The 23780-nt window shown below is 38.3% G+C and carries 16 protein-coding genes; 8 read left to right on the plus strand and 8 right to left on the minus strand.

The genetic code is table 11. The features are described 5' to 3' along the window. Nucleotides 1–124: 124 nt before the first annotated feature. The 4 genes from MB14_RS15870 to MB14_RS15885 all read left to right on the plus strand — a co-directional run bounded on the left by MB14_RS15870 (nucleotide 125) and on the right by MB14_RS15885 (nucleotide 8161). Complete coding sequence (locus MB14_RS15870) at nucleotides 125–1501, plus strand: DUF5106 domain-containing protein (protein WP_062593308.1); 1377 nt, start codon at nucleotides 125–127, stop codon at nucleotides 1499–1501. Nucleotides 1502–1590: 89 nt separating this feature from the next. Further along, nucleotides 1591–3951 (plus strand): ABC transporter permease, encoded by a 2361-nt coding sequence (locus MB14_RS15875; protein WP_084376111.1) that lies wholly within the window; start codon nucleotides 1591–1593, stop codon nucleotides 3949–3951. 256 nt (nucleotides 3952–4207) lie between these two features. Next, the gene (locus MB14_RS15880) at nucleotides 4208–6979 is read left to right on the plus strand and encodes a TonB-dependent receptor (RefSeq protein ID WP_062593312.1); all 2772 of its coding nucleotides are present in this window, start codon (nucleotides 4208–4210) and stop codon (nucleotides 6977–6979) included. 108 nt (nucleotides 6980–7087) lie between these two features. Continuing rightward, complete coding sequence (locus MB14_RS15885; protein ID WP_062593465.1) at nucleotides 7088–8161, plus strand: phytase; 1074 nt, start codon at nucleotides 7088–7090, stop codon at nucleotides 8159–8161. 74 nt (nucleotides 8162–8235) lie between these two features. Here MB14_RS15885 and MB14_RS15890 read toward each other — a convergent pair whose 3' ends face one another. After that, complete coding sequence (locus tag MB14_RS15890) at nucleotides 8236–8706, minus strand: GNAT family N-acetyltransferase (RefSeq protein ID WP_062593314.1); 471 nt, start codon at nucleotides 8704–8706, stop codon at nucleotides 8236–8238. A gap of 110 nt (nucleotides 8707–8816) precedes the next feature. Here MB14_RS15890 and MB14_RS15895 point away from each other — a divergent pair, with 110 nt between their 5' ends. Then, nucleotides 8817–9416 (plus strand): DinB family protein, encoded by a 600-nt coding sequence (locus MB14_RS15895; protein WP_062593316.1) that lies wholly within the window; start codon nucleotides 8817–8819, stop codon nucleotides 9414–9416. Between the two features lie 7 nt (nucleotides 9417–9423). Here MB14_RS15895 and MB14_RS15900 read toward each other — a convergent pair whose 3' ends face one another. The 5 genes from MB14_RS15900 to MB14_RS15925 form a co-directional block, all read right to left on the minus strand. Then, entirely contained in the window at nucleotides 9424–9951 is a 528-nt protein-coding gene (locus MB14_RS15900) for a hypothetical protein (RefSeq protein ID WP_165899454.1), read from the minus strand. Between the two features lie 183 nt (nucleotides 9952–10134). Then, on the minus strand, nucleotides 10135–10545 hold the full coding sequence (locus tag MB14_RS15905; protein WP_062593320.1) for a response regulator: 411 nt from the start codon (nucleotides 10543–10545) through the stop codon (nucleotides 10135–10137). Further along, nucleotides 10542–12500, minus strand: a complete 1959-nt coding sequence (locus MB14_RS15910) for a sensor histidine kinase (RefSeq protein WP_084376112.1) — start codon at nucleotides 12498–12500, stop codon at nucleotides 10542–10544. Before MB14_RS15910 ends, MB14_RS15905 begins: the two co-directional genes overlap by 4 nt. A 231-nt stretch (nucleotides 12501–12731) precedes the next feature. Beyond that, nucleotides 12732–14204: a S10 family peptidase gene (locus MB14_RS15920; RefSeq protein ID WP_062593326.1), complete on the minus strand. Its 1473-nt coding sequence runs from the start codon at nucleotides 14202–14204 to the stop codon at nucleotides 12732–12734. A gap of 11 nt (nucleotides 14205–14215) precedes the next feature. Next, nucleotides 14216–17320, minus strand: a complete 3105-nt coding sequence (locus MB14_RS15925; RefSeq protein ID WP_084376113.1) for a WD40/YVTN/BNR-like repeat-containing protein — start codon at nucleotides 17318–17320, stop codon at nucleotides 14216–14218. 180 nt (nucleotides 17321–17500) lie between these two features. Here MB14_RS15925 and MB14_RS15930 point away from each other — a divergent pair, with 180 nt between their 5' ends. Next, nucleotides 17501–18445 (plus strand): hypothetical protein, encoded by a 945-nt coding sequence (locus tag MB14_RS15930; RefSeq protein ID WP_132643970.1) that lies wholly within the window; start codon nucleotides 17501–17503, stop codon nucleotides 18443–18445. 134 nt (nucleotides 18446–18579) lie between these two features. Here MB14_RS15930 and MB14_RS15935 read toward each other — a convergent pair whose 3' ends face one another. Continuing rightward, complete coding sequence (locus tag MB14_RS15935) at nucleotides 18580–19869, minus strand: TonB family protein (protein WP_062593331.1); 1290 nt, start codon at nucleotides 19867–19869, stop codon at nucleotides 18580–18582. Further along, entirely contained in the window at nucleotides 19853–20440 is a 588-nt protein-coding gene (locus MB14_RS15940) for an RNA polymerase sigma factor (RefSeq protein WP_062593333.1), read from the minus strand. Before MB14_RS15940 ends, MB14_RS15935 begins: the two co-directional genes overlap by 17 nt. Before the next feature lie 95 nt (nucleotides 20441–20535). Between MB14_RS15940 and MB14_RS15945 the strand changes: the two genes are divergently transcribed. Continuing rightward, nucleotides 20536–22422, plus strand: coding sequence for a YfbK domain-containing protein (locus tag MB14_RS15945; RefSeq protein WP_062593335.1), 1887 nt, complete (start codon nucleotides 20536–20538; stop codon nucleotides 22420–22422). Between the two features lie 625 nt (nucleotides 22423–23047). Further along, on the plus strand, nucleotides 23048–23680 hold the full coding sequence (locus MB14_RS15950) for a hypothetical protein (RefSeq protein WP_062593337.1): 633 nt from the start codon (nucleotides 23048–23050) through the stop codon (nucleotides 23678–23680). Nucleotides 23681–23780: the final 100 nt, after the last annotated feature.

Consider the following 23780-nt stretch of genomic DNA (forward strand, 5'->3'; position numbering starts at 1 on the left):
AGTCCCAGTGGGACGACCCGTTTGTAGACTTATAAACATAAATTAACCAGCAAGCTCCGTAGGAGCGACCCATATTATCTCCAGTTCAATTCCCTTCAAAACCTAAAATCAATTATCTTTCGGCATGCGTATTTTAAAACTCCTTATTCTAGTCTTTGTATTTGGAATTACTTCTAAAACTTCAGCCCAAGAAATTTACAATGCAGATTATACTTTTACCATCGAGGGTTTGCCTGCTGGTGAAAATATGCGTTTGGCGTATTATTTAGGCGATAAACAATACATCAAGCAGGAGTCACTTTCTCAAGAAGGCGGTTTGGTGAACTTTAAAATCGATACGCTTCATGTGGGTTTGTGCATGTTGGTTTTCCCCGATAACAATTACTTTGAGTTCGTTGCCAAAGAGCCTAGGGTAATAATGAAAACTAATAAGGATGATGTAATTGGCGCGATGGAAGTGATTGCATCTGAGGAAAATGCCAAACTTTATGAGTACCTAAAATACAATAACCAAAGGCAAATGGATTTGCAGAAAATAGAGGACAATGCTCAATTAAACGATGAGCAAAAAGCCACTATGCGCAAGGATATGAACCAAAAAGGGCAAGTAAGACAAAAGGAGTTTGTAGAAAAATACTCTGGTAGTTTCATGGCCAAACTGATAAGTGCATCTATAGATTATGTGCCTAAAGAAGCGCCTGAAGGTCTATCGGATGATGAAATCAATGCCTTTAAATTTTACGAATACAGAAAGCATTACTTCGATAATATTGATTTTTCGCAAAGTGATTTGTTGTATTCGCCTGTCTTTCATCCCAAATTGATGGCCTATACAGACCAACTTACCTTGCAGCAACCAGACTCACTAATTGCAGCTACTGATTATTTGTTGGAAAAGGCGAGTGCTAACGATGAATATTTTAAATACACATTAATCACGCTTTTAAATAAATACGCAAAGACAAAAGTGATTTGTCAAGATGAAGTCTATTTGCATTTGGTAGATAATTACTATTTGGCAGGGAAGGCTGTTTGGATGGATGAAGAGAGCCTGACCAAGTTAAAAACCAGTGCAGATAACTTAAGAAATAACCTTTGCGGAAAACTAGCGGTCAATTTTGAGTTGCCAGATGTAAACGGTACAAAACAATCACTTTATGCTCAGTCGGCTGAGTATACCATACTTGCCTTTATGCAAACCGATTGTATTCCGTGCGAAAAAGTATTGGAAGAGCTTTCTAAAATGGATCAAGCCGTATTACCCTCCTTTAAAGTAGTCACCGTTTTTAGGGAAGGTGATCAAACCGCTTGGAAAGGTGTACTTATGACTAAAACCAAAGATAACTGGGTAAACTTAATGAATGTCGATGGTGCCTTGAATATTGTACGAGATTATAATATTCAGTCATACCCAACGCTTTATTTGCTCGATAAGGATAAACGCATTGTATTAAAGCGAATTAGCGCAAGCCAAATTGTCGACTATTTTAATAGCTTCTAAGAGTGTTCAAGATGAAACTTCATTTAAAACTAATTTGATAGTTGGTTTTCTGATTTAAACCTAATACTTTAGTTTTAAATCTGATTGCTATGATGTCTACTCACTTTCGTTTTGCCCTTCGTTCCGTATCTCGATTCAAAATTCCCAGTTTAATCAACTTTTTGGGCTTTGCCGTAGGCCTTACTGGAGCCATTTTGCTTTCTTCAATTTTGCTTCATGATGTTTCCTATGATGGTTATCATCAGCGAGGGGATGAAATTTACAGATTATCGACAGGTTTGAACATGCGAGATGGAAATCGACATTTTGCTTCGACTTCTATAATGAGTGGGGATAATCTGTCAGAGGTAATTCCTGAAATCACAGACCGTGTGAGACTGCGCTATCAGACCTTAACATTGACTTTAGGCGATAAGATTTTCAGCAATGAAAATACCGCTTTTGTGGACAGTGGATATTATACTTCTTTTACTACCGAGTTGGTTGCTGGGCAATATCCTAAAGAACAAAGCGACATTTTGATCAATGAGAGCACCCGCGAAAGGTTATTTGGTGGAACAGATCCAATCAATAAAGTAATTTCTTCCCAAGGGAATTATGGAACAAAGGGTCTGACAGTTGTGGGGATTTTTAAAGATTATCCTACTAATGTATCATTCCGACCTAACATCTTGGCCAATTTTACGATTATTGAACCTTTTAGCAATAGGAATTATGGTTCTATTGTGCCTGGGCTGAATACTTTTCTGGTGACAGACGGAAGTATTGGTACTGAAGAGTTGAATGAAAAACTAAATGAATTCTATAAGGAAAACATAGGAGACCTGCTTGATATTGTAGTACATGAGGCCGAAGTCTATTCTGGTATGCATTACCATCGAGGGTTGGAGTTTGATATAGGCGAAAAGCATGACAAGAATACACTTTGGATTATGGCAATTTTGGCTGTATTTATCATCATTTCAACGCTTATTAATTTCTTTAATATGCAAACGGCCTTGGTTATTCAAAGGTCAAAAGAGCTTTCTATCAAGCAAGTATTGGGAATTACTTGGGCTTCGAAAATTAAGCAGCAGGCATTTGAATCGATGATTGTGCTTTTACCTGCCTTTGCATTGAGTGGGATAATGATTTCGCTGGCTTTAAGTGAGTTAGAGCAATACACAAACCTAACCTTGGCCAATGGTTGGTTCTCGGCTGATAATCTTTGGTGGTTGATGGCGGGGCTATTTTCGATTTTCTGGATGATTACCGTGGCTGCTTCATTGTTAATGAGTCGTTGGAACAGTTATTCTGTTGTTTCAAATTATAAAACCAAGGGGCAAAGCAACATTCGTACGTTTCTTATTGGCCTTCAGTTTACTTTGGCTGGTTTCTTTATTTTCAGTGCTATCGTAATATCGAATCAACTGACCTATATGGAAACATTGGATTTGGGTTATGAGCAAGATGACCTGATGACGATTTCACTAAACCAAGTTTCTGGTTACGATCAGGCAAGAACAATTAAAACAGCTTTTGAAGGAATTGCAGGAGTGAAGAAAACGAGTCTTTCAACCGCTCCAGTTTTTGGGTGGCAAAGTAAGGCCAACTTCTCAATTAGAAAGGATACAGCAGTTGAGAATCATTTGCTCAATGTAAATCTCATAGATGCAGATTTTGTAGAAACCAATCAAATACTCGTTTTGGTAGGGCAGAATGTTGATGAAAAGGGAAGAAAACTATTACTAAACGAAAAGGCTGTTAAGGCACTAGGTTTTTCATCCAATGATGAAGTGTTGGGACAAAAAATGATGTATTCCATGCGCGATACCACGATGGAGTATACCATTGGCGGAGTGGTAGCCGACTACCATTTTGCAACCATGCATCAAGTGATAGAGCCTATGGTGCTTTTGACCAATGAACTTGGTGGTTACTTTAACCTCACTTTAAGAACCGAATCGAATGACGATCGTCTAACTAATGAGCTTGAGGCTAAATGGGATGAGTTTTTTCCTGGCTATCTACTAACTTATAACTTATTAGAAAACTCCATAGACAATGCTTACCGACAGGATTATCAGAAAGGAGCATTCTATCAATGGGCTACTTTACTTTTGGTCTTTGTTTCAGCCATGGGCATTTTTGGCTTGACTTATTTTTATGCTGATCAGAAGCGTAAAGAAATAGGCATAAGAAAGGCGATTGGAGCTGGCATGAAACAAATTTTAGCACAAATAGGAAAGCCAATTGCTTGGGTTTGCCTTGCATCCATTTTGGTTTCCGTACCCTTATCATTTTATCTTTCAGACGAATGGCTAGCGGGTTATCAATACAGAATATCACTTGGTGTAGAACACATAGTCATTACTGTAATTTTGATGGCCTCACTTGCCGCATTGGCATTGATTTATCCAGGAATAAAGGCTAGTAAAATTAATCCTGTCGAAGCGCTTCGGCAGGAATGAGGTACTGTCACTGAAAAGCCTGAAAATTAATCTACTAACAAAGTGTTAATGTTGGCATAATTTTCCATTAAATAAGGCCTTATACAAACTTAATATTGAGCCCGTTTCGGGTTTTATTTGTGCTTTCCACCGTACACTGCTCTTATATTCTTAACATTAGAAGGGCGGCTCTTGCCTTTTTCTTAACCTTTACGAAACGACTAGTTTTTCTTCATTGATCAGATTTGGCACAGCAAATTTTTAACCTAATCTATCTATGAAAAAACTTTTACACACATTACTATTAGCATTTTTGTTTTCCAGTGTTGCCATTGCGCAAAACGGAATCATTAGTGGTAAAGTGACTGACGAAATTGGCTTAGGGTTACCTGGAGCCACAGTTTTTATTCCAACTATAAATAAAGGAAGCGTTACAGATGTTAACGGTAACTATACTATAATTGAAATACCTGCGGGAGATCATAACATAACGGTTTCTTATGTAGGTTATAAAAAAGTAGAACAATCGATTACCGTGGTGGCTGGCCAAACTACTTTGGGTAATATTACTATGGAGCCAGGTTACACTCAAACCGGAGAAGTAATGGTAGTAGGCGATAGATTAAAAGGTCAGGCCAAAGCATTGAATCAGCAGCGTACAAATGCCAACATCACTAATGTAGTCTCTGCCGATCAAGTAGGTCGATTTCCTGATGCTAATATTGGTGATGCATTAAAGAGAATCCCAGGTATAACTATTCAAAATGACCAAGGTGAAGCTAGGAACATTATTATTAGAGGCCTTGCACCACAGTTGAACTCGGTAACACTTAATGGTGAAAGAATTCCCTCTGCCGAAGGTGATAACCGAAACGTTCAGTTAGATTTAATTCCTTCAGATATGATTCAAACCATTCAGGTAAACAAAGCAGTGTTACCAAATATGGATGCTGATGCCATTGGAGGCTCTGTAAATTTAGTTACTCGTTCTGAACCTACCGGACAAAGACTTTCAGGAACTTTAGCTTCAGGCTACAATTTTCTTTCTGATAAAGCCATTTGGACAGGCTCGTTGATTGCAGCAGATCGTTTTGCAAATGGGAAATTAGGAGCGGTTTTTTCAGCTTCTTATAATAATCACAACTTTGGATCAGATGATATTGAAGCGGTTTGGGTAACCGGAGATGATGGTAATGCATATATTGATGAATTCGACATTAGAGAATACAGAGTACAAAGGGTTAGAAGAAGTGCCAACCTTGCTTTGGATTACCAAATCAATAAGAATAACAAGATTTTCCTTTCAGGAACCTACAATTGGAGAGATGACTGGGAAAACCGTTTTAGAATGCGTGTAAGTGAATTGGAAGATGCGTTCAATGATGGTGATTTTACTAGCCTTGGTAATAATAAATATAATGTTTCTGCTGCCCGAGTAGAGTTCCAAACCAAAGGTGGAATTGGAAACGATAGGGTAGATAACCGTAGACTTGAAGACCAAAGAAATAGAAACCTATCCTTGAAAGGAGAGCACCAACTTGACAGACTGAAAATGACTTGGTCTGCTACCTATGCAAAAGCTTCTGAAGAAAGACCAAACGAAAGATACTTAAGTTACAGGTCTAAAAATCAAAGTGTAAATGTAGATTTAAGCAATCCAGAATTTCCACTTGCCATATTAGCAAACCCAGCTGATAATGCAGGGATTGGCTTTAATGAGCTTTCAGAACAGAACGGATACACTTTCGATAGAGACATAAATGGTAAGTTAGACTTTGCCCTTCCAATATCTGAAAATGGAATTTTAAAATTTGGAGGTAGAGCCAGAATCAAGAAAAAGGAAAGAGATAATAATTTCTTTGCTTACGAACCAACAGATGAAAATGCTTTTGGTGCAACAATTGGCGATATACCAAACAATGATTATTCTGACTCTGGTTTCTTGCCAGGAAGTCAGTTTACAGCAGGTGTATTCGCAACGCCAAAATTTTTGGGTGGCCTAAATCTAAATTCTGGTCAATTCGATTCTGAAGATATTTTGGAAGAGTATTTAGCGGGTAATTACAGTGCTACTGAGAACATTTATGCGGCTTATGCCATGTCGGATATTCAGTTTACAAATGAGTTTTCTGCCATTTTTGGTTTAAGGCTAGAGTCTACCAGCATCGACTATAAGGGGTATGTATATGATATTGATGAGGAAGAAGGACTTGGTGAAGTAGAGGATTCTCAGAGCTACACCAACCTTATGCCTGGCGTTCACTTCAATTACAATTTTTCTGATTTTTCAATCCTAAGATTTGCCTTTACCAATACCATTGCTAGACCAAACTATTATGATCTTGTTCCTTATGTGCAGTTCAGTGCCGAAGACGAGGAACTAGAAAAAGGTAACCCAGAATTGAAAGCTACTACTTCAATGAACTTTGACCTGATGTACGAAAACTATTTCGATAATATTGGAATTGTTTCAGGTGGGGTGTTTTACAAAAACCTCGATAACTTCATTTATCCTCAAAGGGTAGAGGGTTACAACGATCCCGTATATGGAAATGATTTGCAGTTTACTACTTCAAAAAATGGAGGTACAGCAGAAATTTATGGTCTTGAAGTTTCTTTCCAAAGACAAATATGGAAAGGTCTAGGGCTGTATTTGAACTATACTTACACTGGCTCTAATACTACTGGTATTCAAGGTAGGGAAGCCGATGATTTAGAACTTCCGGGTACTGCCAATAACATGTTCAATGCGTCTCTTTCTTACGAAACTGAGAAAATGGTGTTAAGAGCTTCTCTAAACTATGCCAGCGACTATATTGATGAACTTGGTGGCGAGAGTTTCGATGACAGATACTACGACAAGCAGACATTTGTAGATGTAAATGGTTCTTATGCCTTCAGTAATAATTGGAGATTCTTCTTTGAAGTAAAGAACTTAACTAATCAGCCATTGCGCTATTACCAAGGCATTAGCTCTAGAACCATGCAAGCTGAATATTACAATGTTAGGTTTAACGCTGGTGTAAAATTCGATTTGTTTAATAATTAAGTAAAAGTATTTGAGATAAACCTGTGACCCTGATCTCGATGCATCGAGGTCAGGGTTTGCTGATTTTTCGACTAGTACAAAATGACTACTCCTTTTCAAACTTTATTTATGAAGAAAATAACCCTAAATATTGCGCTTGCAGTTAGCCTGACTATGGTGGCTTGCGGAGGTGCAAAAGAGAAAACGGCTTTAGATACAGATATTATCAAGCCAGTTGTAACCACAGAAGCGACACTTCACGATACCGATGACCCTGCTATTTGGGTTAACCCAAATGATCCTGCTCAAAGTATGATTATTGGTACGGATAAGGATGTTGATGGCGCATTATATGCCTTCGATTTAAACGGAAAGGTGATTGAAGAAAGAACTGTAAGAGGTTTAAAAAGACCTAATAATGTCGATATCGAATATGGTTTGGTTATAGGTAACGACACGGTTGATATAGCTGTAACTGGTGAAAGATTTACCCATAATATGCGTGTATTTGCGTTACCAGAAATGAAACCTATTGATAATGGAGGAATTCCAGTTTTTGAAGGTGAAGAAGGTGCTGAATTCCGTGATTTAATGGGGGTAGCGCTTTACAAAAGACCATCGGATGGAGCAATTTTTGCGATTATGGGTAGAAAAACGGGCCCTGTAGATGGCACTTATTTATGGCAATATTTATTAGAAGGAACTGCTGAAGGTACGGTAAAAGCAACTTTGGTGAGAAAATTCGGGTATTTTAGTGGTGTTAAAGAAATCGAAGCTATTGCCGTAGATAACGAATTAGGTTTTGTGTACTATTCAGATGAAAACGTAGGGGTGAAGAAGTATTACGCAGATCCTGAAATGGGAAATAAGGAATTGGCCTTGTTCGGAAAATCGACTTTTTTAGATGATAACGAAGGTATTTCCATTTTTGACGCTGGTAATGGTAAAGGATTTATTCTGGTGTCAGATCAGCAGGCTAATCAGTTTCAAATCTTTTCGAGAGAAGGAACTGCCGACAACCCACATCAGCATGAGCTATTGAAAACCATCAAGGTTTCAACAAACGAAAGTGATGGATCTGAAATTAGCAATGTAGCCTTTAACGATACCTTTAAACATGGAATCTTTGTTGCTATGTCGGATAATCGCACTTTTCAATATTATAAGGTCGAAGATATTTTAGGCGAGCTTTTAAAAAAGTAAGATAAAAAACTCAACACTTTAGTTTGAAAGTCTAGGCGCCCCGAAAGGTAAGCCTAGACTTTATTTTTTCTAATCTACGGTATACGTTCCCATCGAATCTTTACTGCTGAAATTTTTTCGGTTTCTAAGCGAACCTCACTGAGTACATTAAAGTCATTTTTTAGATAGAAGAGCAGTGGGGTGGGGTACAATGATCCATCTAATTTTTTACTGGTGTTATTGTCTATAACCCAACCATTAAGTGTTTTAAAGTCGTGTTTGGCTAAGTTGAGGAGCTGTTTTCCTAACCCTTGTTTTTGAAAATCACTATCCAAAATAACTGAAAACCATGTCTCTTCATTCCGAATAAAAACACAAAGCCAACCTATGATCTCTTGATAAAGGTCGCAAAGAATGTAATGCTTCAGTTGCTCTATTTTGTTAAGGAACTCGTCAAATTCAGCTATGGTAGTGTAGCTTAATGAGGCCGGATATTCAGCATTCCATAAGGCCATTATACTTTCTTTTTGCGGTATTGATAACTGTTGGGTTTGGATGACTTGCATATGACTAATGAAAGGTAAAAAGTTGGGTTGAATATTTACTTATCCTTTGAGGAAAAGTAATGGTTATTCATTCTTCTTATCTTAGCCGTATTATTGAATAATTTTGAATCATGGCCAATCGTAAAAGTATTTTCTTCATCCTTTTTCTAATATCGTTTGCAGGCTTAGCGAATGCCCAAGATATTCTTCCCTTTAGAGAAATACCTCCTGCCGCAAAGGTTTATACTTCAGGTACATTAATGGGACGTATGTCCGATGGATTGGGTTTTCGGTTTTATTGGGCTACACAAGGGCTTACTGAGGAAAATTTAGAGTTTGGAGCAGGAGAGGAGTCCAGAACAATTGGTGAAACAATTGACCATATTTACACCTTGGTGTTAATGTTTACCAATGCGGTAATGGAGCAGCCCACTACTTTTCCAATTGAAAATAATGAGCTTAGTTTCGAAGAGAAGAGAGCTAAAGTGCTTTCCTTTATCCAAACCAGTAGCGCCTTATTAAAAATGAGTAACGATGAAGATTTTGAACGTTACAACTTGGTGTCTCAATCTGTAAATGGGAGTGGGCAAAAAATGCCTTTTTGGAATGGACTGAATGGTCCATTGGAAGATGCTCTGTGGCACATTGGTCAGGTGGTTACGCTCAGGCGAATGGCGGGCAACCCAATCAATCCCAAAGTCGATTTTATGAATGGGGTGGTCAATAATTGATTAAAGATTATTTAGAATAATCGCCATCTATATTGGTAGAATCAGGGATGGACTCTGTACTGTTACCTTTAACTATGGTCATTCCTCGTGATACTTTTGCAATTGTGCCATTTTTCAGAAACTCAAGCATAGTGTTTTTATGATATGTAATGTAATTGTCAAAAAATAGATCTTCTGGTTTTAGTTGGTTAGGAATATACCGGTATTTGAAAATCGAAACCGACATGTCTATTGAGTCTTCTTTTACATTTATCACCTTCCATAATTCATATTTATTTTCAGGAGTCTCGTAAGCATTACGTAAGGCATAAATATCATTCACCTGAGGGTTTTCTAGGTATGCACTATATTTATTTTTCCTTGATGTACTCTGAACAACAAGGAGTCCGATTATTAGAGTGAGTATAATTGAACCTAAAAACAGATACCAAGGCGGTTTAACTGTAGCTTTAAGCTGCTTTGCCATTTCTCTTACTTCCTCTGAAGTTTCATAAATTCTTACTACGTGTTTACAGTTAGAACACACAATACCCATTGTTTTTCTGTATGGAAAGAGGGGGATCCAAATTATGTGAAGGTATGAAGCAGATACAGATATGATATTGTTCTCACTTTGGCAATTAGCGCAAGTTATGCCTGAAAACGGAGCCTGTTTTAGATTTTTAGTAGATGTGCCGGCAGGTATCATAGTGCATTGGAATTAAAAAGAGGTCAATAATTACAGATAATCCGCAAAGTTATCCTCGATAACTTCTCGTAGCATTTTAGCTGTTAATGGTTTAGAACTATAACCTCTAATGTATTTATACTTAGTAGCTTTTAGTTTGTCTTCTACAGCATCTGAAGTGCTCAGCATCATCATAATACAGTGACCTTTATGTTGTGGCTCTAGCTTTTCGTATTCATCCAAAAATTCCCAACCGTTCATTCTGGGCATATTGATATCAAGAAAAATCAAATCAGGTTGATTTTCTTTAGAGCAGTTGGTAAGATACTCTAGCGCCTCAATTCCGTCTTCTACAATAATTATCGAATCAGTAACATTCTCTGCTTCGATTACCATTCTATGATACAAATTATCAGCAGGGTTGTCATCAATTAGTAGTATAGCCCTTAATTTCTTTTTCATACCTGCTTTTTCTTAATAGTGAAATAAAATGTAGTACCCTGCTGGTCATTAGGCTCAAACCATATTTCCCCTTTATGTCTTTCAATTATCTTTTTACAATGGGCCAATCCAATACCTGTTCCTGTATATTCTGACTGCTTATGTAGTCTTTGAAAAATTTGAAAAATTTTGTCTTTGTAATGGGGGGCGATGCCTATTCCGTTATCAGTAACAAAGAACTTATGGTTAAGTTCTTCTTCTTGATACCCAATTTGAATATAAGGAGTTTCATCTATCTTTTTAAATTTAATAGCATTATTGATTAAGTTTTGAAAGACAATTCTTATTTCAGTTTCAGCACCATATACTGTTGGAAGATTTCCAACTTTTATCTGAGCATTTGCTTCATTAATTAAGGTCGATAAATCCTCAATTACATGCGTTACTATGGTTTTAGTATTTAATTCGGTTTTTGTCTTTTCTTTCCCAATTCTACTGTAATCAAGAATATCATGAATAAGTGCCTGCATTCGTGTGGCAGCAGATTCAATAAACTGAAGAATCTCAACTCCCTGCTTATCTAAAGTGCTTTTATACATTTTAGAGAATAGGCCTGAGTAGTTCGTAATTGTTCTTAATGGTTCTTGCAAATCGTGCGATGCGATGTAAGAAAATTCCTGTAGCTCTTTGTTTCTGTTTTTCAATTCATTGACATACTGTCGATTAAGTTCTTCAGCTTTCTTTTCTAAAGTTATGTCTTTCTCAAAAGTAAGGTGTTGGTAAATTTCACCTTCTGAATTTCTAAAAGGAACAATGGTTAAGTGAGACCATCGTGTTTTACCTGATTTGGATTTGTTCAATAACTCACCCTTCCAAACTTGCCCCTTGGAAGCAGTCTTTCCCATACCTTCATAAAATTCAGGCGGATGATGATCTGTTTGAACCAATCGGTAGCCCTCTTCAAGAATTTCAGTTCTAGAATAACCAGAGGTTTCACAGAACATGTCGTTTACATAAAGAATTTTTTGTGTAGGAGATGCAATTGTCACAGACATTACTTGGTCAATGGCATATTTATAATCTAGTAACTCTTTATTCACTTCATCGAAAGATTTTTGTAAAAGCCGTTTCTGTTCTTCAATACGGTTAAGGTTCTTACCATAAACAGTAATCAGTACAGAGCCAATAAAAATCAAGATTACAGAGAATACAGCTAAACCAAGGTCAATGCTGATAATACGCTCATTGTTCAGCAATGAAAAAATGAGGCTTAATACCACAGGTACGGTAAGGACAAATGGCAGAATCATTTTGATCATCTTATCACCAATTTTGTCACTATTTCTAAACGCAATAAAACCAGTGTTTGGATTTTTTAGCGAGCAGGCAATCCCTAACAATAAAAATAGAATAGATGTGTGAATCGCCATGGTGTCTATAAAATAGAACCTGTTTGTAATTGGGATATATAGTAAAAATGAGATGATCGAAAGAAGAGCGAGAAAAAGAGTGAAAACAATTAATGAGGTACCTAGCTTTTTGGTTCTTGACTTGGTTGAAGTGATTAACCAACTGGAAATGCTGAAAAGAATAAAGTTTATGCAGGTGGCAATTGACATCCTTCCAGGAGATTTTATCGATAATTGATCTTGAATAATCAGGTTGTCGATAATATCTAAGTCGTTAAAAATGTATTCAACAAGTGTTATTCCACTAATAATCAAAATGACCAGTGAGTATGGCAAAAGGGCCTTTCTATTGGTAGTAGGCGATGAGAGAGATAGAATTATTAATCCACACAATACGAATGATAATGCTGTATTGAACTTCATGGTCGGCCCAAAGTCAACTACTTTTAATAGCGTAGGATTCTCAATGTACCAGCCTAGGATAACCAGTAGTGCAATTGAGATAATCACTAGTGCAATGACCTTCATCTTATTTGCATAAGAGAGGTTTATCTTATGGTGTTGCATGTGTTTTGGGTCACTATTAATACTATATTAATATAATTTTGAATATAGTGAGATTATTAATCTTAGAGATGTTTGGGCTAGGTTATTAAATTTCAATAGTTTTTAAGAGGTGAAGGCTATTCTTAGCTGTGGTTTGTCACAAGATAGAAGTTTAGAAAACCGGTACTTACGGGTATAAAAAAACAGGCCATTTTTAGATTGGCCTGTTTTATATTTTTAGTTAAAGCACTATTAATATTTTGCAGGAGTACCTGCTGGTGGTATTGAATTCTTAATAAACTCTCTAATGTCTTCGTTCGATTGAGCTAAATCTTCAGCCCTCAAATACATCATATGACCACTGCGGTAACCTTTAAAGCTCATTCTGTCTTTTAGTTTACCACTTGGGTCGGTCTGCCACATGTTGTATTTGGCATTAAAGTAAGTTGTAGCGCCATCGTAGTAGCCACTTTGTGTCATTACTTTTAAGTAAGGATTCATAGCCATTGCCTTGCGTAAGCTTTCTGCAGAATTATCACCTGAGCGATCCCAAGGGTTAACAGGCCCGAACATGTTGTATTTGATGTCAGTTTTGTAACCCAACTCATTCATGAAATATTGGTTAATGGCAGGTGTAAATGAATGCAACCAAGATGTAAGTTCAGCATTGAAATCGGGCCCCATACCTGCGTCCATTCTATCAATTCCTTTGTAGCGCGAATCCAAACGACCAACGGTATGTCCTTCATGACGGAGTAAGTCCTTCCAAAAGAAGTTATAAGGAACATCAAGATTATGCTGTCTTATGATTTCTTCATCTAAACCAGAATAACGAGCAAACATTTTAATGGCATCGTTCTTTTCTGATTCCGTAGCCCAAGCCCCCTTGGCCAATACAGGAATAAACTTGTTTATGGCATAGCTTTCAACTTCATCCAATACTTCCAGCAAATCCTTGCTCTGTAAATCAGAAGGAAGTTGCTTATGGTACCAAGCGGTAGCGGCAAAGTAAGGCAAGCGATTGGCAGCTTCTACTGGGCCACTTCGGTCGATTCCCATATCGGTTGGAGAAACCAAAATAACACCATTTAGGTACATCCATTGATTGTTTTGTAGTTCATAGGCCATTCCGCCAACACGAGTAGTTCCGTAACTTTCCCCAATCAAATACTTGGGTGAACTCCAGCGGTTGGCACGTGTTACAAAAGTGTTTACCCATTCAGATAAATAGGCTATATCTTGTCTTACACCGAAGAAAGTCGATCTATTGGCTTTCGGGTCTGTGATTCTGGAGTAGCCCGTGTTCACAGGGTTTACAAAAACGATATCCGCTACATCTAAAATGGAATTAGGATTGTCCTTAACTCCGTAAGGCTGAATAGGGTAACCTTCATCATCAATTTTAAGAATACGCGGCCCCGTATAAGCCAAGTGCATCCATACCGAGGCAGAGCCAGGGCCACCATTGAATGAAATTACCAACGGACGACTGTCTTTGTCTTTTACATCTGTTCTTTCGTAATAAGTGTAAAATAAGGTCGCAATTGGGTCACCGTTATTATCCCAAACGGGCTGGGTACCCACAGTGGCCGAGTAGGGTACACGTTTTCCTTTAATGGTCACCTCATGGTTGGTAACCACTTTGGATTCTACATCAATTTTTCGATCCTGCGCCATTACCGATGTGGTAATGGCCAAGAACGCTATTAAAGCTTTGATTTTCATATGCAATAAAATTATTGACCTGTATATCTATTTTCCTTACTTAAACTCTTATTGAGCTTTTTAACAGTATCATTCAATACTGCTTTTTTCTTCGGTTCTAACTTAATAAGCATTTCCTGCAGGTAATCGAATTGTGCTTGCTGATCGCCAGTGATCTGGCCAATCCAGCCCGAAGCGCCAAAGTAAACGCCTCTCACACGGCTCATCAATTCAGTATATAAGCCGGCTACATTTCTGATTTCTTTAGCAGCTGCTTCATCATACTTCACCTTTTTTCTGTCTAACTGACTTAGGTGTCTTTGCAATCCAGCAAGTTCGCCCATGGCTTCTGTCGCTTTCAAAGAAAACTCACCAATTTCCATCAACTTGGCTGTCCACGCTTTTCTATCAGCAATATCGATATTCAACCTTGGGTCATCTTCCACTACAAAAGTTTGAGTGTAGGATTTTCCTTTTACGGTTAGCTTAGCCACATAATTACCAGGAATTACTTTTGGTCCATTTAAGCCGAATCCTCTACGGCCTCCTCCGCCTGTATTTGCGGTAGAAGCAGGGGCAAAGCTTTCATAATTCATGTCCCATACTTCGCGCTGAATACCTGCAACAGTGTCAGGATCCAAAGTTTTGATCAAATTGCCATGCGTATCGTGAATCGTCAATGAAATTTCGCTCTCCTTTACTGGAGTTTTTAAGTAGTAGTCAATGATTGCTCCTCGAACTGGGTTCTCACCTCTAAAGAACATATCACCCACATGAGCACCTTCGCTTGTATAATTAATCATTACACCTTTATCAATGCTGAAAAGGGCAGCATCTTGGTTGGCTACAGAAGTAGTGAGTTCTTGAATTGAGTTAAGGTTATCTAAAATCCAAACGCCACGCCCGTGCGTAGCCAAAACCAAATCATTGTCTCTTGGGTGAATAACTAAATCATTGAAAGGTAAAGTTGGCATATTGTTCTTCAGCTCAATCCAGTTTTTACCACCATTGTTACTAATGAAAAGGCCTAATTCAGTTCCCAAATAAAGTAAGCTTGGGTTTTTAGGATCCTCTCTTAAAGTTCTCGCTACACGATCTGCTGGTAGATTTCCTGTAATTGAAGTCCAGTTTTTACCACCGTCAACAGTTTTGTATACATAGTTTTTGAAATCGTTATTTCTATAGTTGTTAATGGCGACATAGGCCGTTCCTGCATTGTGGCTAGAAACCTCGATAGTATTGATCCAAGTTTCTTTTGGCAAACCACTCAGTTTTGAAGTAACATCCGTCCATGTTTGGCCATCGTCACTCGACACTTGAAGCAATCCGTCATCTGTACCTGCATAAAGCAAGCCTTGCGTAAAGCGATCTTCGGCCACTGCAGTAAGGGTAGGGTAGTACGGAATTCCATCATCTAATGAAGCTGTGTTTTCTGTAGCTCTTCTCCCCATGATTTCTAAATCTCTACGGTTTACCTTGGTGGTTAAATCACCCAAAGATTCCCAAGAATTTCCGCCATCTGTGCTTTTCCAAAGTACGTTGGTCCCAGCATAAATCGTGTTTGGGTTATGGTATGAAAGAAAGAATGGTCCGTCCCAGTTGGCTGGAGCCATGGCATTCTCCAAATCTGGCTCAGGTAAACCTGGTCCCCAGAAATCCCAGTTTCTTCTTGCTCCAATAGCGCCTTTCGGATCGCCCGGTCTGATTGATTTTCTTTGACCAGTGTTTAAATCTAATTTGAAAAGGCCTAAATACTGAGATTCACCATACATCACGCCTTCTTGGGTGTGGTGAGGTAAACTTAAGAAACCATCTCCACCACCTGTTCTTCTCCAGTCTGAATTAAGAATTCCATCACTTTTATAAGTAGCGTTAGGGCCTACCCAGCTACCATTGTCTTGCAATCCGCCATAAATATTATACGGTTCTGCATTATCAACTGCAATTCTGTAAAACTGACTCACTGGTAAATTGGTAACAAATAGCCAAGTTTTGGTTTGGTCGTAAGAAATACCAATTCCACCATCATCACCTTTGATTACATGACGGGAATCGTTAGGGTTTACCCAAACAATTCTATCATCACCATGCAATGACTGACGAGGAGCAGTAAACGTTTTTCCGCTATCCGTAGAATAACTGAATTGATTTTGCATATAAATACGCTTGTCGTCATTTGGGTCTACATAAGGCTGACTGGCATACATTGGTCTTGGATTCCAATCACTCATAAATTTCCAGGTTTCACCTTTGTCGTCAGAGCGGTATAAACCAGCTCTACGCTCGTTGTAAGCTGTAGAAGCATTGTATTGGAAACCTTGCTCTACAGAAGCATAAATGATATTCGAATTTTTTCCATAAATGGAAATACCAATACGGCCATATTCACCTTCAGGTAAGCCATTTGTTAGTTTTTTCCATGTTTTACCACCATCGGTAGATTTGTGTAATCCACTTCCTGGTCCACCACCATCAAAACCATAAGGTCTTCTTCTTCTTTGGTAAGTGGCTGCGATTAAAATATTAGGGTTGCTTGGATCCATTGCCACATCTACAACTCCTGTATCGTCATTTACATAAATAATACGCTCCCAGCTTTTACCACCATCAGTGGTTTTGTAAAGACCTCTTTCGTTATTTGGCCCCCATAAATGTCCCATTGCTGCTACATAGGCAATATCTGGGTTGGTAGGGTGCAATGCAATTCTGCCAATATGATGAGAATCCTTTAAGCCTACATTGGTCCAGGTTTTACCTGCGTCAGTAGATTTGTAAACACCATCTCCCCATGAAGAACTTTGACGGTTGGCACGTTCACCAGTTCCAACCCATATAATGTTTGGATTGCTTTGGTTCAGTGCAATGGCTCCAATTGAGTGGGTAGTTTCATTTTCAAAAACTGGAGTAAAGGTGACGCCATTATTTGTGGTTTTCCACATTCCGCCTGTAGCGGTGGCCACGTAGAAAATATAAGGGTCACTTTCTTGTACGGCTAAATCTACTACTCTTCCGCTCATATTGGCCGGACCGATATGTCTGAGGTCTAAGTCAGCGTAGGTTTCTGACTTGATTTGCCCCATAACTTGGGTAGAGAATAAGATGATTAACAGTCCTGATAAAGATAGGAGTCGTTTCATAGTTAAGTATTTGGATTGATTTTGGAAATCAAGATAAGCAAAGGAATTAAACGGTAAGATTGATTTTTTAAGAGCGGTGAGCAGGGATTGTCGGTTAATGATTATTCAGAACTTTTCTCTTACTTGCGAGTTGAATGAATCTGGAAACCTGGTCAGTTCTGGATTAGACTTATGCCTTTAATGCGACTATTACTTTCTTTCCTTTTTCTATTCTTAACTATCGGTGTAAATGCTCAAGACATTATTACTTATCGACCTAAGGTAGTTGAGTTTACTTCCGAATATCTTTCTAATTATGAAGCTTATGAGAAGCCTGTTGGTGAAAATAACTCCATATCTAGCATAGCTAAAGATAACTTGCTTAGAGTGAGGTTAGGGGTGCCGCTTATTCTAAAGGAAAAAACACTTTTTGGCTTTCAGTTTAAGTATTATAAACAATCCTATGGTGTTGGGACAGGCCAACAAGGTGAATTATTCGATTTTTTAAATAACAATCACCTCAACAATGCCGGATTAAACTTTCTGTATCAAAGAAACATTTCTAAAGAGAAGAAATTCTCGCTCATTATATTAACAGAACTGGCCAGTGATACTTGGAGCATTAACCGCTTTTCCAGTCGATATTTAGCAATGGGGGAATACAGCAAGCAATTAAACGAAAGTACAATTATTGGCTATGGAGGTGTAGTAAACTACGCTTTGGGGCTTTTAAATATTTACCCAACCTTCAGTTATAAAAAGCAGCTTTCAGAAAAAATGTTGTTTGAAGCCATTTTACCAAGCTCAATTAATTTGAGGTATCATTGGAAAGAGGGTACGCACTTTATATACCAAACCGAGTTGGTGAATTGGAGATTCAACCTTACTGATGCCCTCCAAAATGAAGCGCATTTAATCACTTTACAGCGGGCTGATGTTTACTTTAAACTCAAGGTAGAGCAAGAAATTCATGATTGGCTTTGGATGGGTGTAGATGTAGGCTATGTTCATAACCTCACTTATTTTACTGTAAACCCCGGTGATAGAATAAAGAAGGCCATTAGTGAGTATGATATTAAGGATTCAAGCTATTTGCGCTTTTCAATTTTTTTAGTGCCACCTAGAAAACTGTGGGATTCTCTTTAAGACTTATATTCAACTTTAACCCTCCAAAAGTTGATACACTTATCTCATCAGAAGCTATTGAGTTCAACAGAGTTATGAATGAGAACTTTTGGAGGGTTTTATCCTAAAGTTATCGCTTTGTAGGTCTCCAATACTTATGGCTTAAAAACCACCTGAATGATTTCAGTCGAAGCTTTTGAAGCTCCGTTTTCATCCGTAGCTGCTTGCCAAGCTGGTCCTTCTTTGATTAATCGGATAGCTTCTGTATCGAAAGCTGTACCTAAGCTTTTCTTGATTTCGAAATTACTCAATGTGCCGTCTGCGTGAATGATGAACTCCACTCGAACCGTGCCTCTGGTTTTCGACTCATTTTCAGGGTAAATGATACTCTTTTCTAAGTAATCCTTGTATTCAGACATTCCCATTACAGGCACTGCTTTTTGGTTGGCACGAGCTTGACTAGTGACAATCATTTCAGCCAGATCCGTGGCATCAGCTTGCATTCTAATAGTATCATTCATTTTAGGAAGGTCACTTATCTTAAACTCCTGACTAACATAACCTAAATAGCGAACCACGTAAGTTGCAGAAGTGTCGACTGAAATTTCTGCTTTGCCTTGAATATTTGTGGCTGTTCCCTGTGTTGTATTTTTGATAAAAACAGAGACTTGAGGCAGGGGTGAGAGGTCACTAGCGTCAACAATTGTTAATGAGATTTTCGGTCCATCAATCTTAACCCCTGCCGCTCGGCTTTGCAGCATGCTTTGAACATCCATCGTTCTGGCCATTTGAGCTTCATTTTTTTCTTCGACCAGCGTTTTAGCCGTTTCCATTCTAACAGCCTCTTCCATTTTTGCTTTTGCAGCTTTGTTTTCTGTCGCTTCTGAAAGGGCTTTTAAATCAATGCTTTCCATTTCTCCCTCAATTTTAATGATCATTTCAGCCAATTCTTCCTCATCGGCAATCGGGGAGAGCGTCATTGTTTTGGGTTTGGTATCGGTATTCGAAGCGGTTAATCTTGGTTTTTCTAACTGGTCTGGATTGATCAATTCAAGGCTGTCCGTGCTTGGCCTGGCCTCAGTTTCGACTTCCTTTTTTGCTGTGAATTCTTCAGGTGCTTCATCTTTATTCTGTAACCAGAAAAACAAAAAGGAAGCAGTAATTAAAATTAATAAAGTGGCTGCCAATCTTCGGGTAATTGTCCAAAAACCAATGCTGTTCTTTTCTTCCCGTCTTTCGTCTAGGCGGCTTTGAAGCTTGGCTAAGTCCGCACTTAGCTCCGTGTCGTCAATTTGTTCCCAGCCTTCTAGTGCATCGGCATAGAAAGGGTCTTCCAACATCAGCTTTTCAACCTGATGTTGTTGTTCAGCATTTAAGAGCCCTTTTTTATAGGCTTCCAATACTGCTGGGGTCAATTGTTTAATATGGTTATGCTTCTTGTTCACGAAGATTTTCTACACATATTTTTAAATTTCTACGTCCGTTCTGAATGTAGCTTTTTACTTTCTTCAAATCAAAACCTGTCAGTGCTACCACCTCTAGGTAACTCTTCTTTTCAATATAGAAGAACTGCACGCAGACTTTTTGTTCCTCATTCAGTTTGTCAATACAGTCTTCCAATTTGGTTAAATCACTTTCCAATGCATTCGCTTCGGTATCATGATGCACAGCCAAGGCAATTTCCATAACGGCTTCTCCATTTTCTACAGAATGCCCTTGCGACTTCTGTTTTCTGAGCAGCATTAAGCACTCATTTTTAGTGAGCACATAGAGCCAACTTTTAAAATTTTCTACTTTTTGATTTTGTAGCTGCGAAAGCAATTTTTCAAAAACCTGCATTACCATGTCTTGAGCAGCATCGCGGTCTTTCAAATACTTTAAACAAACCCCATACACCAAGCTCATGTATCGCTTATACAGCTCACCAAGCCACCTATTGTCCTGATTTTCTTTATAAGTGAAAATCAGCTCTAGGTCAGTTTTTTGGGCGATATCAGTTCGTTTTTTCGAGAACAACGGATTATAAATGAATTTTTTTTCTCTGCTTTTATGGAATCTTCAAAAGCCGTGCATCTCAAGGTTAAAGAATTTTTTACATAAACCTTTTAGCGATGAAGAATTTAATAATAGTAATGATGCTGTTCACTGGCATTTTCCATAACAGCCAAGCCAAAGATTTTCAAAAGGAAGTTACGGGCATTGTAAAAAGTGCCGATAATAACCTTCCGCTATCTCAAGTTTCTGTATTGATTAAAGGAACTACTCAAGGTGTTCCTACGGATGCCAATGGCAAGTACAGCATCACTGTACCCAATAACGAAACGGTATTGATTTTTAGATACCTAGGCTACATCACCCAAGAAGTAAAAGTAGGAAAGCAGTCTGTAATCAATGTTAGTCTAAAAGTAGATGCACAGGAAATGGCAGAAGTCATCGTAATAGGGCAAGCAGAAGCCAAACAGACAAGAAAATTAATGATTCAGGGTATAGCAGATCAGGAAGAGATAAATATTGATATCTCTTCTCAAATGTACATGCAGCCCGAGAATAATTTTTCTACTGCTTACCAGTACCCAAAAGAATTAAGTCAGGAAGATTATGCTGAAATAAAAGAAAATGGCTTCAACACGCCATGGAAGAATCCTTTTTCCACCTTCTCAATTGATGTTGATGCAGCTTCATATAGCAATGTGCGTAGGTTTATTAATGGTGGAAAAATGCCGCCTAAGGATGCTGTGAAAATTGAAGAAATGATCAACTACTTCAATTATGACTATGAAGGACCGAAAGGGAAACATCCGTTTGCGGTACAGCATGAAGTATCCGATGCGCCATGGAATACCCAACACAAGCTCGTTCATATTGGAATTCAGGGCGAGAAGATTGAAGTAGATAAATTACCTCCTGCCAATCTTGTTTTTTTGGTTGATGTATCGGGTTCTATGGGGGCGGATAATAAATTGCCTTTGCTCAAAAAATCATTGAAGCTTTTAGTGAATCAAATGCGCGATGAAGACCATGTGGCCATTGTGGTCTATGCAGGCGCAGCAGGAGAGGTGCTGCCTTCTACTTCGGGTAAAGAGAAAAACAAGATTATTGAAGCTTTAGACAAACTGAATGCAGGTGGTTCAACGGCTGGCGGTGCTGGTATTGAACTGGCTTACAAAATCGCAAAACAGAATTTTCTGAAAGAAGGAAATAACCGCGTGATTTTGGCTACTGATGGCGACTTTAATGTAGGCGCATCGAGCAATAAGGCCATGGAAGACTTGATTGAAGAAAAGCGTAATGAAGGTGTTTTCTTGACCGTTTTGGGTTACGGAATGGGCAATTACAAAGACTCTAAAATGGAACTTTTGGCCGACAAAGGAAATGGTAACCATGCCTACATCGACAATATTTTAGAAGCCAAGAAAGTATTGGTGAACGAGTTTGGTGGAACGCTTTTCACCATTGCTAAAGATGTCAAAATTCAAGTAGAGTTTAACCCTGCCACGGTACAAGCTTATCGTTTGATTGGTTATGAAAACAGAAAGCTGAATGATGAAGACTTCAACAACGATAAAAAGGATGCAGGCGAATTAGGCGCTGGCCATACGGTTACTGCTTTATATGAAATCATTCCAGTAGGGGTGAACAGCCAGTTCAAACCTTTGGACGATTTGAAATACCAAAATACAGAAGTGAAGAAAACCACAGGGAACACCACCGATTTAATGACGGTGAAATTACGATACAAAAAGCCTGATGGAGACACCAGTATTTTATTACAGCAAGTGATTAAAAATGAATCTGTTAAATTGAGTAATAGCTCTGAAAACTTCCGTTGGTCGGCTGCAGTAGCAGGTTTTGGAATGATGCTTCGAAATTCAGAATACAAAAATGACCTTACTTTTAATGCGGTCATTGAATTAGCGAAAAGCGCAAAAGGTCAAGACAAAGAAGGCTATCGTGCTGAATTTATCAGACTGGTGGAAATGGCTGGACTGTTGTTCTAAAAGCTCAATCGCTTAAAGGTTTCACTAAGCAAAGGCCTGTCATGTTTTAAAACCTGACAGGCCTTTTTGATTCTTCCCGAATTTCCTATTTATAGCCATGAACAGAAAGTCGCATTGGTTTATCTCGTCCTTACAGGACTTTCTTGAATGTAGATTCGAGTTTCTCGAAGGGTTTCACCCTTCGTTTTGATATTATGTTCTTTCAGGACTAAGAGTAGCTGAATGCATGTGCAAAATCCAAGCCTCAACAGGACTGAATATTTGTGGTATGGCAATATAAATGGTGCGACACCTTTATAGCCCCAACGGGGCGAAATAACAAAGGAATGGACTGACCCCATTCCTTGTCAGTATAAAGTAAATTCAGCCCTGAAAGGGCGAGATAACTTTGGCTTATTAGTAATAAGCTTAACTAAAGCGTAATTAGCTTACTCTAAGTTATCCCGTTGGCTACGAGACTTCTGAGTTTTTCAGAAACACAGAAAGGCTTGACTTGTAGGACGTGAAAGGATTCCTGCGGAATGACGCTTCGAATTGGGGCTTTTTAAAGAATTGAGTATTGAGTTATGAATAGACTTAGTATTTTTGATCACTGGATATTTACTGAACTTTTAAATTAATAAAGATGAAATTTAGATTAATCATAGGGCTTCTTGCTGTCTCTTTTAGCACCGTGTGTGCTCAAGATTTTGAGGGCAAGATAACTTATAAAGTGACTTATGAGAGTAAGATGCCAAATGTCAGTAATGAACAGATAGGAATGCTAATGGGGTCTACTCAAGACTACTATATTAAGAATAACCACTATAAAACGCTGAGTAACGGTCAATACTTTCAATGGCAATTGTATGATGCAAGTCAAAATAGATTGTATAGTAAAATGACTGTTTCAGATACATTGTACTGGGTGGATGGTAGTTTTGAAGAAGGACCATTGGTAAGTTTCAAATTTCTAGATAAAAAGGAGGAAGTATTAGGTATCGAATGTGATGTACTTGAAGTAATTTCCGAATCGGATAAAACGACTTATTATTTTAACTCAAAATATTCAATAGACGCCAAGTCATTTGAGAGTCACAAATTCGGAGGGTGGAGTTTTTATGTTGAAAAAACTAAATCTTTACCTTTAAAAACGATTGTTGAGAATGCCGAATACAATGTCATAAGTATTGCAAGTAGGATTGAAAGGATGGAATTGGAAGATGCTTTTTTTATTCTACCTGAGGGCTTACCATTGAAAAGACAGCTTGGATTTTGACTTAAAACTTTTTCCGTTATAAGACTTGCTTTTTATAACCCCAACGGGGCGAAATAACAAAGGAATGGGCTCAGCCCATTCCATATCAGATAGTGTAAAA

The sequence above is a fragment of the Roseivirga ehrenbergii genome (assembly GCF_001593005.1).
GTDB classification, from domain to species: Bacteria; Bacteroidota; Bacteroidia; order Cytophagales; family Cyclobacteriaceae; genus Roseivirga; species Roseivirga ehrenbergii.